11 protein-coding genes are annotated in these 13,505 nt (G+C 62.8%); 4 read left to right on the forward strand and 7 right to left on the reverse strand.

Annotation, left to right across the window (positions count from 1 at the left end; all coding sequences use genetic code 11):
* Positions 1–285: 285 nt before the first annotated feature.
* The 6 genes from AC1D1X_RS04640 to AC1D1X_RS04665 all read right to left on the reverse strand — a co-directional run bounded on the left by AC1D1X_RS04640 (position 286) and on the right by AC1D1X_RS04665 (position 6,436).
* The gene (locus AC1D1X_RS04640) at positions 286–2,016 is read right to left on the reverse strand and encodes an ABC transporter substrate-binding protein (protein WP_477697900.1); all 1,731 of its coding nucleotides are present in this window, start codon (positions 2,014–2,016) and stop codon (positions 286–288) included.
* Between the two features lie 84 nt (positions 2,017–2,100).
* On the reverse strand, positions 2,101–2,409 hold the full coding sequence (locus AC1D1X_RS04645) for a DUF2160 domain-containing protein (RefSeq protein ID WP_477668673.1): 309 nt from the start codon (positions 2,407–2,409) through the stop codon (positions 2,101–2,103).
* A gap of 126 nt (positions 2,410–2,535) precedes the next feature.
* Complete coding sequence (locus AC1D1X_RS04650) at positions 2,536–3,348, reverse strand: carbohydrate ABC transporter permease (RefSeq protein ID WP_477668674.1); 813 nt, start codon at positions 3,346–3,348, stop codon at positions 2,536–2,538.
* Positions 3,345–4,235: a carbohydrate ABC transporter permease gene (locus tag AC1D1X_RS04655; RefSeq protein WP_477697901.1), complete on the reverse strand. Its 891-nt coding sequence runs from the start codon at positions 4,233–4,235 to the stop codon at positions 3,345–3,347. The genes AC1D1X_RS04650 and AC1D1X_RS04655 overlap by 4 nt, the downstream gene beginning before the upstream one ends.
* The gene (locus AC1D1X_RS04660) at positions 4,232–5,311 is read right to left on the reverse strand and encodes an ABC transporter ATP-binding protein (protein WP_457281402.1); all 1,080 of its coding nucleotides are present in this window, start codon (positions 5,309–5,311) and stop codon (positions 4,232–4,234) included. Before AC1D1X_RS04660 ends, AC1D1X_RS04655 begins: the two co-directional genes overlap by 4 nt.
* Before the next feature lie 39 nt (positions 5,312–5,350).
* Positions 5,351–6,436 (reverse strand): ABC transporter ATP-binding protein, encoded by a 1,086-nt coding sequence (locus tag AC1D1X_RS04665; protein ID WP_477697904.1) that lies wholly within the window; start codon positions 6,434–6,436, stop codon positions 5,351–5,353.
* A 267-nt stretch (positions 6,437–6,703) separates the two neighbouring features.
* Here AC1D1X_RS04665 and AC1D1X_RS04670 point away from each other — a divergent pair, with 267 nt between their 5' ends.
* From AC1D1X_RS04670 to proC, 4 genes are read left to right on the forward strand one after another with little or no spacing between them, the layout of a single operon-like run.
* Entirely contained in the window at positions 6,704–7,471 is a 768-nt protein-coding gene (locus AC1D1X_RS04670) for a DeoR/GlpR family DNA-binding transcription regulator (RefSeq protein ID WP_477668675.1), read from the forward strand.
* Between the two features lie 48 nt (positions 7,472–7,519).
* Entirely contained in the window at positions 7,520–9,013 is a 1,494-nt protein-coding gene (gene glpK / locus AC1D1X_RS04675) for a glycerol kinase GlpK (RefSeq protein ID WP_477697902.1), read from the forward strand.
* 54 nt (positions 9,014–9,067) lie between these two features.
* Positions 9,068–10,252 (forward strand): esterase-like activity of phytase family protein, encoded by a 1,185-nt coding sequence (locus tag AC1D1X_RS04680; RefSeq protein ID WP_477668677.1) that lies wholly within the window; start codon positions 9,068–9,070, stop codon positions 10,250–10,252.
* A gap of 6 nt (positions 10,253–10,258) precedes the next feature.
* Complete coding sequence (proC, locus tag AC1D1X_RS04685; RefSeq protein WP_477668678.1) at positions 10,259–11,095, forward strand: pyrroline-5-carboxylate reductase; 837 nt, start codon at positions 10,259–10,261, stop codon at positions 11,093–11,095.
* Between the two features lie 213 nt (positions 11,096–11,308).
* On the opposite strand, the gene AC1D1X_RS04690 is transcribed toward proC, so the two are convergent.
* Positions 11,309–13,505 (reverse strand): hypothetical protein (locus AC1D1X_RS04690; RefSeq protein ID WP_477697903.1); only part of this gene is annotated, 2,197 nt, incomplete at its 5' end.

Consider the following 13,505-nt stretch of genomic DNA (forward strand, 5'->3'; position numbering starts at 1 on the left):
GACAGACGGAAAATCCGCGGGCGGCCGCATCCAGTGCGACCCCCAGGCCGGTAGCGCCGCCGCCAATGATCGCGATGTCGTAGTGGTGCGGCTCAGCAAGCCGGGCCATTAAATCCTGGCGCCGCGTTTGCGCGGGCGCTAATTCAGTCGTCATGGGCCTTGCTTCCCGTTTTCATACAAACCCATTGGTAAAAGAGCGCCGAGCTTACCCTGCGCTTGTTGCAATAACCTCAATCCCGCAAAAAAACGGACCGTGCAGCACTTGCGCACTGCACGGCCACGCGATCAGCGYACTTTTCCGTCTTTCCAGGCCTGCAGCAACTTGTCGTAGTTGATGGTTTCGCCCTTGGGCTTTTCATTGGCCAGCTTGGCCCATGGCGCACCCTTGTCGCTCAGCCACTTGGCAGGGTCACCTTTGGGGTTGAGCTTGGGCGCGCAGTGGGCCATGCCGGCGCGCTCAAGGCGGCCCATCACCTGATCCATCTCATCGGCCAGCGTATCCATCGCACCCTGCGGGGTCTTTTCACCCGTTACGGCCTGGGCCACGTTCTTCCACCACAGCTGCGCCAGCTTGGGGTAGTCGGGTACATTGTTGCCCGTCGGCGTCCAGGCCACACGGGCCGGACTGCGGTAGAACTCAATCAGGCCACCGTAATTGGCGGCATTTTTGGTGAAGTACTCATGGTGGATGTCGCTGTCGCGGATGAAGGTCAGGCCCACCACCGACTTCTTGGCCGAAACGGTCTTGGAGGTGATGAACTGCGCGTACAGCCAGGCCGCGGCCACCTTGTTGGGGTCATGGTCCTTGAAGAAGGTCCAGCTCCCCACGTCCTGGTAGCCGTTTTGCATGCCCTGCTTCCAGTAAGGGCCATTGGGGCCAGGCGCCATGCGCCWCTTCGGCGTGCCGTCGGCGTTCACCACAGGCAGTCCCTTCTTGGTCATGTCGGCGGTAAAGGCCGTGTACCAGAAGATCTGCTGGGCGATCTGCCCTTGGGCCGGCACCGGGCCGGCTTCACCAAAGGTCATGCCGCTGGCCTCTTTGGGCGCGTACTTCTTCATCCAGTCCACGTACTTGGTCAGCGCGTAGACCGCAGCAGGTGAATTGGTGGCCCCGCCACGCGCAACAGAGGCGCCCACAGGCGTGCACTTGTCGGCCGCCACGCGAATGCCCCACTCGTCCACCGGCATGCCGTTGGGGATGCCCTTGTCGGCGGTGCCGGCCATGGACAGCCAGGCGTCGGTAAAGCGCCAGCCCAGCGAGGGGTCCTTCTTGCCGTAGTCCATGTGGCCGTAAATCGGCTTGCCGTCTATGGTCTTCACGTCGTTGGTGAAGAACTCGGCGATGTCCTCATAGGCGCTCCAGTTCAGCGGCACCCCGAGGTCGTAGCCGTATTTGGCCTTGAACTTGTCCTGCAAGTCCTTGCGCGCAAACAGGTCGGCACGGAACCAGTACAGGTTGGCGAACTGCTGGTCGGGCAGCTGGTAGAGCTTGCCGTCGGGCGCCGTGGTGAAGCTGGTACCGATGAAGTCCTTGAGGTCCAGGCCCGGGTTGGTGTATTCCTTGCCCGCACCGGCCATGTAGTCGGACAGCGCCAGGATCTTGCCATAGCGGTAGTGGGTGCCGATCAGGTCGGAGTCGGAAATCCAGCCGTCGTAAATCGATTTGCCCGACTGCATGGAAGTCTGCAGCTTTTCAACCACGTCGCCTTCCTGAATGATGTCGTGCTTGACCTTGATGCCGGTGATTTCCTCAAAGGCTTTTGCCAGCGTCTTCGATTCGTATTCGTGGGTCGTGATGGTCTCGGACACGACCGAGATTTCCTTGACGCCCTTGGCCTGCAGCTTCTTGGCCGCATCGATAAACCACTTCATCTCAGCCTGCTGCTTGTCCTTGGACAACGTAGAGGGCTGGAACTCGCTGTCAATCCATTTTTTCGCCTCAGCTTCGCCTGCCCAGCCGGGGCTGGCCATGGCACATGCCGCAGCCAGGGCCAGAGCCGTATAACGCATCTTCATGATTTGTCTCCTCATTGGTTCACTCCCCGTGGTTGAAGGCTTGTTCGGCTCCGGGGAATATGAGCCGGGTTCCTTTTCTGACTTCTATCCCTTGCGCATGACGAATGCGAGCAAGGCCATTGACAACACGAAGCTGATCCAGATCGACGGATCGCCCTCCAGACCCAGCCACCCGGCCAGCTTGCCGCTGATGCCGACAAAAATCAGGTTGACGTAGGCCGCACTGAGCAGGCCGATAAAAAGCCGGTCACCACGGGTAGTTTCCAGCGGCAAAAAGCCGCGCCGCATCGTTGTCGGGGATTTCAACTCCCATACCGTCATGCCCACCAGCATCAGCACGATGCAGGTAAAGAAAATTGCCACCGGCGTGGTCCAGGCCATCCACTCAAACATCTGTCATCTCCTTACTTGGCGGCATCAGCACCGCAAGTGAATCCGTGCAAGTGCCATCGCGGAACCGGCTTTGCCGGGCCGCAGGTGGCGCCCCCTTGGGGGAAGCGCCGAAGGCGCTTCGGGGGGTCACACTCTTCCCATTGCGAAGCCTTTTGCGATGTAGTTGCGTACAAACCAGATCACGATGGCGCCCGGCACGATGGTCAGCACGCCAGCCGCTGCCAGTGTGGCCCAATCCATGCCGGATGCCGACACCGTCCGTGTCATGGTCGCGACGATGGGCTTGGCGTTGACGCTGGTCAGCGTGCGCGCCAGCAGCAGTTCGACCCAGCTGAACATGAAACAGAAGAACGCCGCCACGCCGACACCGGCCTTGATGAGCGGCAGGAAGATGCGTACAAAGAAGCGGGGGAAGGAATAGCCGTCGATGTACGCGGTTTCATCAATCTCACGCGGAATGCCGCTCATGAAACCTTCCAGGATCCACACCGCCAGCGGCACGTTGAACAACAGGTGCGCCAGGGCCACCGCGATGTGGGTATCCATCAGCCCCACCGTGGTGTAGAGCTGGAAGAAAGGCAGCAAGAACACTGCAGGTGGCGTCATGCGATTGGTCAGCAACCAGAAGAACACATGCTTGTCACCCAGGAAGCTGTAACGCGAAAACGCGTAGGCGGCCGGCAGGGCTACAGTCACCGAAATCACGGTATTGATGGCGACATAAATCAGGCTGTTGATGTAGCCCGAATACCAGGACGGGTCGGTAAAAATGGTCTTGTAGTTGTTCCAGGTGAACTCCTGGGGAAAGAACGAGAAGCTCGACAAAATCTCGGCATTCGTCTTGAAGCTCATGTTGACCATCCAGTAGATGGGCAACAGCGCGAACAAAATGTAGGCAATCAGGAACAGCGTGCGCGCCTGGAATTTCGGTGTGTTCATTCCACGCCCTCCTTCTCTTGCGTACCGACGCGCTGCATCCAGTTATAGAGGATGAAGCACAGCAGCAGGATGATCAAAAAGTAAATCAGCGAGAAAGCCGCCGCCGGGCCCAGGTCGAACTGGCCGACGGCTTTTTGCGTGAGATATTGCGAAAGGAATGTCGTGGCGTTGCCCGGCCCGCCACCCGTCAGCACAAAAGGCTCGGTGTAAATCATGAAGCTGTCCATGAAGCGCAGCAGCACGGCAATCATCAGCACGCCGCGCATCTTGGGCAGCTGGATGTAGCGGAACACAGCGAACTTGCTGGCGCCGTCGATGCGCGCGGCCTGGTAGTAGGCGTCCGGAATCGAGCGCAAGCCCGCGTAGCCCAGCAGCRCCACCAGCGGCGTCCAGTGCCAGACATCCATCATGAGCACCGTCACCCAGGCGTGCGTGGCATTGCCGGTGTAGCTGTAGTCAAAGCCCATCTTTTGCAGCATCGCGCCCAAAAGGCCAATGTCAGCCCGGCCATAGATCTGCCAGATAGTGCCCACCACGTTCCACGGAATCAGCAGTGAGAGCGAAACGAGCACCAGCACCAACGAGGCCTTCCAGCCTTGCGCCGGCATGGACAGCGCGAGTGCGATGCCCAGCGGAATTTCGACCGCCAGCACGGCCAGCGAGAACGTCAGTTGCCGCCAGAGTGYCGCATGCAGTTCTTCGTCACGCATGACGGATACAAACCACTCAGTGCCGACAAACACGCGCCGCTCGGGCGAGATGATGTCCTGCACCGAATAGTTAACCACGGTCATCAGCGGCAGAATGGCGGAGAACGCCACGCAGATGATGACGGGCAGCACCAGCAGCCAGGCCTTTTGATTAACGGGCTTAGTCGTCGTGCTCATGCATCCACCAGTTCGTCATTGAGGTACAGGCAGGTGTGTGGCCCCATCACCTGCAGCCAGACCTCCTCGCCAACTTGCGGCGCGCGGGAAGCCGGGTTCAACCGGGCCTTGATCGTGTGTTCACCGATCCGCGCCGTCAGCATCCAGTGCGTGCCGATGTCCTGCACCAGCGTGACAGTGAACGGCAGCGCCGCCGGGTCACCCGGCGCCGTCTTCACCACGTATTCAGGGCGCACACCCAGCTTGAGCTCGCCGTCGGGCATGGCACGTTCAGGCGGGAGCGCCAACGGCCGCTCCGCGACGCGTAGCGCGCCACCGACGACGGTGGCCGGCAAGAAGTTCATGCCGGGCGATCCGATGAAGTGGCCTACAAACGTATGGCGGGGGCGCTCAAACAGTGCATCGGCCGAGCCCGTCTGCACAGCGCGGCCGCGCGTCATCACCACCACCTCTTCGGCAAAGGTCAAAGCCTCCACCTGGTCGTGTGTCACATAAATCAGGGTGAGCTTCAATTCATGGTGAATCTGCTTGAGCTTGCGCCGCAGTTGCCATTTCAGGTGCGGGTCGATCACCGTGAGCGGCTCGTCAAACAGCACAGCAGACACATCGGGCCGCACAAGGCCGCGGCCCAGCGAAATTTTCTGCTTGGCATCTGCTGCAAGCCCAGCCGCGCGGTGGTTGAGCTGGCCGCTCATGTCCAGCATCTCGGCAATTTCACCAACGCGTTTTTTGATCTGGTCTTCCGGCACCTTGCGGTTGCGCAGCGGAAACGCCAGGTTTTCAGCCACAGTCATGGTGTCGTAGATCACCGGGAACTGGAACACCTGCGCAATATTGCGCTGCTGCGGCGAGGCGTGCGTCACATCTACGCCGTCAAACTTGACCGTGCCCTGCGACGGCACAAGCAAGCCCGACATGATGTTGAGCATGGTGGTCTTGCCGCAGCCTGAGGGACCAAGCAATGCATAGGCGCCGCCATCGCGAAAACTCATGGTGAGCGGGAGCAACGCGTAGTCGCTGTCCTCGCGCGGATTCGGCCGGTAAGCATGGGCCAGGTCGAGATCAATACGCGCCATAAGGCCTCCACAACACGGCAGCCGATGCAAAAAGGTGCTTCACGCAAGTCCCCCCCTGCGCTCTGGCGCCAGCAGCAAAGCGCCGGTTGCATCAAAGACATACACCTGGGCAGGGCTGAGAAACAGCGTGATGGGCGCACCCAACTCAAAGTAATGCACACCGGTCAGTTGCGCCACCAGTTCGCMCACCGCCGTGGCAACGTGGACAAAAGTGTCGGAACCCGAAATTTCAGCCAACTCGACCTTTCCCGGCAACGCCACATCACCCTCACGCTTTTGGACGCGCAGGGCGCTGCCGCGAACACCGGCCGTGAGGGTGGCCAGGTTTTGCGCCGGCGCATCGGGCAAGGCCAGCGCCAGGGTGGGCCCTGCCGCCAGCTGCAATCCCTGCGCTGCGGGCAGTGCCGCTATCAGATTCATGGGCGGATCGCTGAAGGCACGCGCAACGCGCAAGGATCGTGGCGAGTGGAAGACCTCGGCGGTCGGGCCGTACTGCAGCAGTTCACCACCGTCCATCACAGCGGTATAGCCCCCCAGCAGCAGAGCCTCGCCAGGCTCGGTGGTGGCATAGATCACGGTGGAATCGCCGGCTGCAAAAAGCTGGGTCAGCTCTTCGCGCAATTCCTCGCGCAGCTTGTAATCCAGATTGACCAGCGGTTCGTCCAGCAACATCAGGGGAGCCCCTTTGGCCAGTGCGCGTGCGAGGGCCACCCGCTGTTGCTGCCCACCCGACAGCTCGGCCGGGTAGCGGTCCAGGAACATCTCGATGTGCAGGCGTTCGGCCAGTTTGCGCACCGTCTGATCGATGTCTTTTTCCCCTCGCAGCTTCAGCGGCGAGGCGATGTTGTCCGCCACCCGCAGCGAGGGGTAGTTGATGAACTGCTGGTAGACCATGGCGACGTTCCGCTCGCGCACCGGCATGCCGGTCACATCGGCGTCGTTCACCATGACTTTCCCCTGCGTGGGGACATCCAGGCCCGCCATGATGCGCATCAGGCTGGTTTTTCCGGCCTGCGTTGCGCCCAGCAGCACCGTGACTTCGCCGCTGCGCGGCGCCAGGTTCATTTCATAAAGCCATTGTTCGGCGCCGACTTTTTTGCTGATGTGGTCCAGGGTCAGCTGCATCACGCGCCCCTTCTGAACAACCGGCCGTCCCAGGCGCGTTGCAGCGACCCAAAACGGCGGTGGGGCCTCTGTGCCAGGGCATTGGCAGGCAGACAAAAAGAAACAGTAGACAAGAGGAAGGCTCCCGGCGAAACTTTGAGGAAGTTCGGTTTTTTTCTATTTTTCTTCTTTTTTGATTGTTTTATCTACTTGTTTTCCCTTATCTGTTTCCTTTTGTTTCGATATAAAGTTTCCAGACCTCCACGATTCCTTCAAACTTGAACCCGCGTGAACTCCAACCCCAGGCAAATCAAGCTCCTTGACGTCGTGCGAACCCACGGATCGGCCTCCGTCGAGCAGCTTGCAGAAAAATTGGACGTGACCTTGCAGACCGTCCGGCGGGATGTGCAGCGCCTGGCGGAAGCCGGCCTGCTGACGCGTTTTCATGGCGGCGTGCGGGTACCCAGTTCCACCATCGAAAACATTGCCCACCGCCAGCGTGAAAGCCTTCACGCCGAAGGCAAGGCGCGTATCGCGCGCGCAGTGGCCAGGCGTGTTCCGAACGACTGCTCATTGATCCTCAATATCGGCACCACCACCGAGGCCATCGCCAAGGCCCTGCTGCACCACAAAGGGCTGCGGGTCATCACCAACAACCTGAATGTGGCCGGCATCCTGTGCAGCAATACCGACTGCGAAGTCATCGTCGCCGGTGGCGTAGTGCGTTCGCGCGACCGGGGCATCGTGGGCGAGGCGGCGGTCGACTTCATACGCCAGTTTCGGGTAGACATCGCGATCATCGGCATTTCAGGGATCGAGCCTGACGGCTCCCTGCGCGACTTCGACTACCGCGAAGTCAAAGTTGCCCAGACCATCATCGAGCATGCCCGCGAAGTCTGGCTGGCGGCAGACAGCAGCAAGTTCAACCGGCCCGCCATGGTGGAGCTGGCCACGCTTTCCCAGATTGACCGGCTGTTCACCGACATGCCTCCGCCCGAGCCATTCCCCACCTTGCTGGAAGAGGCGGACGTCAACTGTGAAGTGGCCCACTCCTGAGCCCCGCGCACTTGTGCGCGCCTGCCACCCTTTCATACACTCCAGCGMATGACATACCTTCTTGCACTCGACCAGGGAACCTCCAGCTCCCGCAGCATAGTGTTTGACGAACACGGTCACATCGTGGCATTGGCCCAGCAGGAGTTGCCGCAGATCTACCCCAGGCCGGGCTGGGTCGAGCACGACCTGATGGAGATCTGGCGCACCCAGCTGGCGACAGCGCGCGAAGTGCTGGCCAAGGCGAACATCAAGGCCAGCGACATTCGGGCACTGGGCATCACCAACCAGCGCGAGACCACCGCCCTCTGGAACCGCAAGACCGGCCTGCCGGTTCATCACGCCATCGTCTGGCAGGACAGGCGCGCGGAAGCCACCTGCGCCGAGTTGCGTGAGCGCGGCAAGGARAAGCTGATCCAGTCCAAAACCGGGCTGCTGATCGACGCCTATTTTTCCGGTACCAAGCTCAAATGGCTGCTCGACAACGTGCCCGGCGCCCGCGCGCAGGCCGAGCGCGGCGAACTGGCCTTCGGCACCATCGACAGCTGGCTGATGTGGCAACTCACGGGCGGCGCGCTGCATGCCACCGACGTCAGCAACGCGTCGCGCACAATGCTGTTCAATGTGCACACCAATCAGTGGGACGACGAGCTGCTTGAGCTGCTGGGCATCCCGGCTTCGCTGATGCCCAAGGTATTACCTTCGAGCGCGCATTACGGCGAGGTGCGCCCCGATCTGCTGGGCCATGACATCCCCATCGGAGGCGTCGCCGGTGACCAGCAAAGCGCGCTGTTCGGCCAGGCCTGCTTCAAGGCCGGCATGGCAAAAAACACCTATGGCACCGGCTGCTTCATGTTGATGCACACGGGCAGCCAGTTTCAAACCTCACACAAWGGCCTGCTGACCACCAGCGCAGCCCAGGCAACAACCCAAACGCAGTTCGCCACCGAAGGCAGCGTGTTTGTTGGCGGCGCCGTGGTGCAGTGGCTGCGCGACGGCCTGCACGCCATCAAGGGCAGCGCCGAAGTGCAGGCGCTGGCCGAAAGCGTGCCTGACTCAGGCGGCGTGATGATGGTGCCGGCCTTCACCGGCCTGGGTGCACCCTACTGGAAACCGGATGCGCGGGGCACCATCACCGGCCTCACGCGCGGCACCACCGTCGCCCATATCGCGCGCGCCGCACTCGAAAGCATCGCCTACCAAAGCGCCGCCCTGCTGCAGGCCATGAGCCGCGACGCGGTGAGTGCTGGCGCCGCACCTGTTGCGGAATTGCGCGTAGACGGCGGCGCCTGCGTCAACGACCTGCTGATGCAATTCCAGGCCGACCTGCTGGGCATACCGGTGATCCGCCCGGCGGTCATTGAAACCACCGCTCTGGGCGCCGCCTACCTGGCAGGACTTTCCAGCGGCGTCTACAGCAGCACCGACGAGTTGTCCGGCATGTGGCGCGCCGAGCGCAAGTTTTTGCCTACGCTAGGCGCGGACCGGGCCGCTGAGCTGATGGCGCGCTGGGAGCAGGCGGTGCGGCAGACCGTGCTGCAGTAAGCGCAGCCCTGCCCTGTCACATTTCCCACAGGTGCGGCCGCTAGACTTGGCTGCATGAACCCCTATGTCACAGCACCCTCCAGGCGCCGGCTGGTCCTCGGAGCCGGCGCAGCCGCAGTGCTGGGCCTGGCCGGCGGCAAGGCACCGCAGCCGGCAGCAGCGGCCACGCAGCCGGTCCACACACGTCTGCGCCTGATCGGTGAATCCCGCATTCCACACCGGTTGCAATTCCAGGGCACCACGGTGGGCGGTCTCTCAGGCATTGACTACGACGCCGCCAACAACCTGTATTACCTGATCAGCGACGACGCCTCCAGCATCAACCCCGTGCGGTTTTACACCGCACGCATCGCGCTGGACATGAGCAGCCTGGGCCAGCCGGAATTGCTGAGCGTCACCCCCCTGCGCCAGGGCGACAGCAGCACGTATGAGGCCGCATTGCGGGGCATGCAGCCCCCCGACCCGGAGTCGATTCGCTGGCGCCCGAGCAGCCAGACGCTGCTGTGGGTCACTGAGGGGCATTCCCTGACGGGCGTGGCGCCGGAGCTGCGCGAAAGCCGGGCAGACGGCACGATGGTTCGCGAATTTACGCTGCCGCCCATGTTTGAGTTTCATCTCATCCGGGGGCCGCGCGTCAATCTGGCGCTGGAAGGCCTGGCGCTGACACCCGATGACAAGACAGCCTGGATCGCCATGGAAAACGCCTTCCGCCAGGATGGACCCGTACCCACGGTGAAAGCGAAGGGCGGTCCTTGCCGCTTCACCCAAATTGACCTTGCCAGTGGGAAAGCATTGCGGCAAATTGCGTATGTGCCCGACGCCATTCCGCGCGCACCTGTTGCGCCGGCCACCCAGGCCGACAACGGCGTGGTGGAAATCCTGATGCTCGATGCCGACCGCATGCTGGTGCTGGAGCGGGCCTATATGGCCGGCTGGGGCCCGCAGGCAGGTAACTCGCTGCGCCTGTACCTTATCGACACCCGGCAGGGATCCGACACGCTCGCAACGCCTGTCCTGCAGACTGGCACCTATCGCGCGGTGGACAAAACACTGATCGCCGACTTTTCCACCTTCACCGGCCCGGGGCCCGGCCTCCGGCTGGAACGTCTGGACAATACGGAAGGCATGGCCTGGGGCCCGGTACTGCCCAACGGAAATCGCAGCCTCGTCTTCATTAGCGACGACAATTTCAGCTCCCGGCAAATCAGCCAATGGCTGGCCTTTGAATTTTTGGATTGACAACGCATGACCTCCAATTCCCGTACAAGCAACGAACACATCGCCTTCATAGGCGGCGGCAACATGGCCAGCGCCATCATTGGCGGCCTGCTTAAGCAAGGCATGCCAGCCAGCCAGATCCAGGTGGTCGAGCCTTTTGAGGAGCAACGCAACAAGCTCATCCGGCAATTCGGCGTGCAGGTGCATGAAAAACCCGGCGCGCCACTGGCCAGCGCCGGCCTGGTGGTCTGGGCTGTAAAGCCGCAGACATTCAAGGATGCAGCGCTGCAAACACGCTTTCACACCAAAACCGCCCTGCACCTGAGTGTGGCAGCCGGCGTGCGGTCCAGCAGCATCGCGCGCTGGCTGGGCACCGAGCGCGTGGTACGCGCCATGCCCAACACGCCGGCGCTGGTCGGCAAAGGCATGACGGCGCTGTTTGCGCGGGATGCCGTGACAGACGACGACAGGCTGGGTGTCGAGCAGGTGGTCAAGCCCACGGGGGATTACCTGTGGCTCACCGAAGAAGCCCACTTGGACGCGGTCACCGCCATTTCGGGCTCCGGCCCGGCCTACGTCTTTTATTTTGTGGAAGCCATGATCGAGGCAGGCACGGACATGGGCCTTGCGCCGGAACAGGCGCGCAAGCTTGCCGTCGGCACCTTTGCTGGCGCTTCGGCGCTGTTGGCGGCGTCCGACGAGACGCCCCAGACCCTGCGCGCCCAGGTCACGTCCAAAGGGGGCACCACCTACGCCGCGCTGACCTCCATGGAGCAGGACCGCGTCAAGATGCTGTTCATGCGCGCCATCCACACGGCAAGGCAACGCGCCGGTGAACTAGGTGATGAGTTTGGCGCGGGCTGAAGAGGTTTAAGAGGAAACCCCCTGAAACCCAATGCAGGAAAGCGCAAGCAGCTATCTATTTAGGAGCTTAGGAACTCAGCTCATCTGGTGATGAGCTTTGCTTCCCAAACCCCAAACTTAATAGCTGCTCAGGCACATATTCGATGTCAATGGCCAAAACGACAGAACAGCCTGAAAAAAGCTGTTTTCCGCCTCTGTGAGCGCCTGGGAAGCCTACTGATCGACCTTGACACGGTAAGTGACGACGATCTGTGCCCCAGAGGCMAGCGAACCGGTAAAAGTCCACTTCAATGCCCCCTGCGCGTTCACGGCCGGTTGCGTGGTCACCGTGCAGCCCGTGATGCCCGTGGGCAGCACGCCCGGACAGGCGGTGGAGACGAAGCCGGTGAACGCCGGGGTGGAGTCGCTCACAAACAGCGTGGACAGCGCCTGTGTGCCGTTGTTGGTGGCCGTCAACGTGTACTGCAGCGTGTCGCCAGGGCTGGCGTTTACGCTGGTGGCCGAGGCGATAGCCTGGGTGACGTTGCTCACCAGCTTGGCCAGCGACAGGTCGCCAGCCTGGCCGACGGTGGTGATATCGGTGACAAGCAGGGTGCTGACGCTGAGCGCCGGGCTGGCGTTGGTGTAGCTGAAGGCCGCGCTCAAGGTTACGCTGTTCTGCGCGCCCTGGCCGGCCCCAGCGGGCACGAACTGCTTGACGATGAGGCAGACGGTCTGCCCGGCGGTGACGGTGAGAGCTGTGGTGACCTGCGTCTCGCTGGCCTCCAGCGCTGCGTTGCAATTGCTRTCCTGATACAGCACCTGGCTCCACGCAGGGCTGGCCGGCGTGGCGGTGTTGACCATCGAGAAGGTAACTTGCCCGCCGGTGCCAGCGGTGTAGGTGTGGGCGTAAAACACGACCGTGCCAGGCTGGGCGGTCTGCGCGCCGTTGGGGCTCAGGGTGTTGGGCCCCACCATGCCGAAGCTGATGCCGGTGCGGGCCAGGCCGGAGCCGGCGGTGTAGCTCACACTCGGGCGGGTGTAAGTGCCGCCCGTGGTGCCGGCCGAGCCGCCGGTGGCGGTGTAGCCGGAGGGCAGCACGGGCGTGAGGACCACGGTGCCGCTGGTGGCACCGGGAATCCACAGAATGAAGCTGCCATCGCTGGCCGTGGGTTCGGTGTCCACCGTCGTCGCACCCTGCATGGCGTTGACGGTGATGCCGGCCAGGCCGGGCTCCGTCCCGGCCTTCACGCCGTTGTTGGCGGTGCCGCCGCCCGCGCCGTTGTCGGCAAACACGGTGCCGCTCAGCGTGCTGCCGCTGTACAGGCCGAAATTCTGCGGTGCGGGCGGCGCACCCACGATGCTGAATTGGATCACCCCGGTGGGATTCTGCGTACCGATGAAGCCGGCCGGATATGCAGCCGCGATGTCGCTCAGCGTGTTGTTGCCGTCCACGATCAGGCAATAGTTGCCCTGCTGTATGTTGGTGAAGCTGTAGGCGCCGGTGGTCAGGTTGACCGATGCAGCCACGGTGGCCGGCCCCGTGCAGGTGCCGCCCGTGCGCGGCGCAAGCTTGACCCACAGTGCAGTGGCCCCGCCTATGCCGGCCTCGCCCGCATCCAGGTTGCTGTTGTGGTTGGGGTCGCTGTAAACGTTGCCGCCGAAACCCAGGGCTACCGTACTGACCACGGGCGCAGCGCAGCCGGCGCTCGGCGTGTTGGCAGCCGTGCAAGTGGTCGGGGTCGGTGGGCTGGTGCCGCCGGCCGGGTCTACGGCGGTGTAGTTGGTGACCGTGATGTTGCTCGTCGGTCTTGCCGTGATCTGCAGCGTCGAGGTGCCGCCGCTGGCTGTGATGGTGCCAACGAAATTGCAGGTCACCAGCGTGCCGCCGGCATTGGCCGCGGTCGAGCAGGTCCAGCCGGTGCCGCTGCTGCTGACGTAGGTCATGTTGACGGGAAGCTGATCCACCACCCGCGCCACAAAGGCCGGCGTGGTGGTGGTGGTTGCCACGGTAAGGGTGTAGACACTGTTGATGCCCACCTGCAACGCAGGGCTGGGCTGCGACTTGGTGACAGTCAGCGTGGGGTAGATGGGCGTGATGGTCACGGAGCCGTCGCCACCGGGATTGCCGGTGCCCGGCGCCGTGTTGCCGGGGACTGTCGCGCCGCCCGCGCCACCCAGCGACGCGGTCACGCTGAAAGCCGACACCGACACCGCGTCGCGGCAAGATCCGCCGCCCGTGGCCTGAGCGGTGGTGTTGGTGGCGCTGCTGTCCACCAGTTCCGCGCCGCCCACACCGGCCGCGCAACCGGCGCCGCCGCCGCCGCCGCCCGAGCCGTCGCCGACGCGTGTCGCGCCGGCGCTACCCGCTGCGCCCGGCAAGGTGCCTATCGTCGTCGTCGCGGCCAGCCCGGGGCGGCCCGCGATGTTG

This window comes from Polaromonas sp. P1_G4, assembly GCF_056405475.1.

Excerpts from the sequence above, each read along its gene's own strand:
- proC (WP_477668678.1), top strand. The coding sequence starts at position 10,259 with ATGACCTCCAATTCCCGTACAAGCAACGAACACATCGCCTTCATAGGC.
- AC1D1X_RS04650 (WP_477668674.1), bottom strand. The coding sequence starts at position 3,348 with ATGAACACACCGAAATTCCAGGCGCGCACGCTGTTCCTGATTGCCTAC.
- AC1D1X_RS04660 (WP_457281402.1), bottom strand. The coding sequence starts at position 5,311 with ATGGCGCGTATTGATCTCGACCTGGCCCATGCTTACCGGCCGAATCCG.
- AC1D1X_RS04645 (WP_477668673.1), bottom strand. The coding sequence starts at position 2,409 with ATGTTTGAGTGGATGGCCTGGACCACGCCGGTGGCAATTTTCTTTACC.
- AC1D1X_RS04680 (WP_477668677.1), top strand. The coding sequence starts at position 9,068 with ATGAACCCCTATGTCACAGCACCCTCCAGGCGCCGGCTGGTCCTCGGA.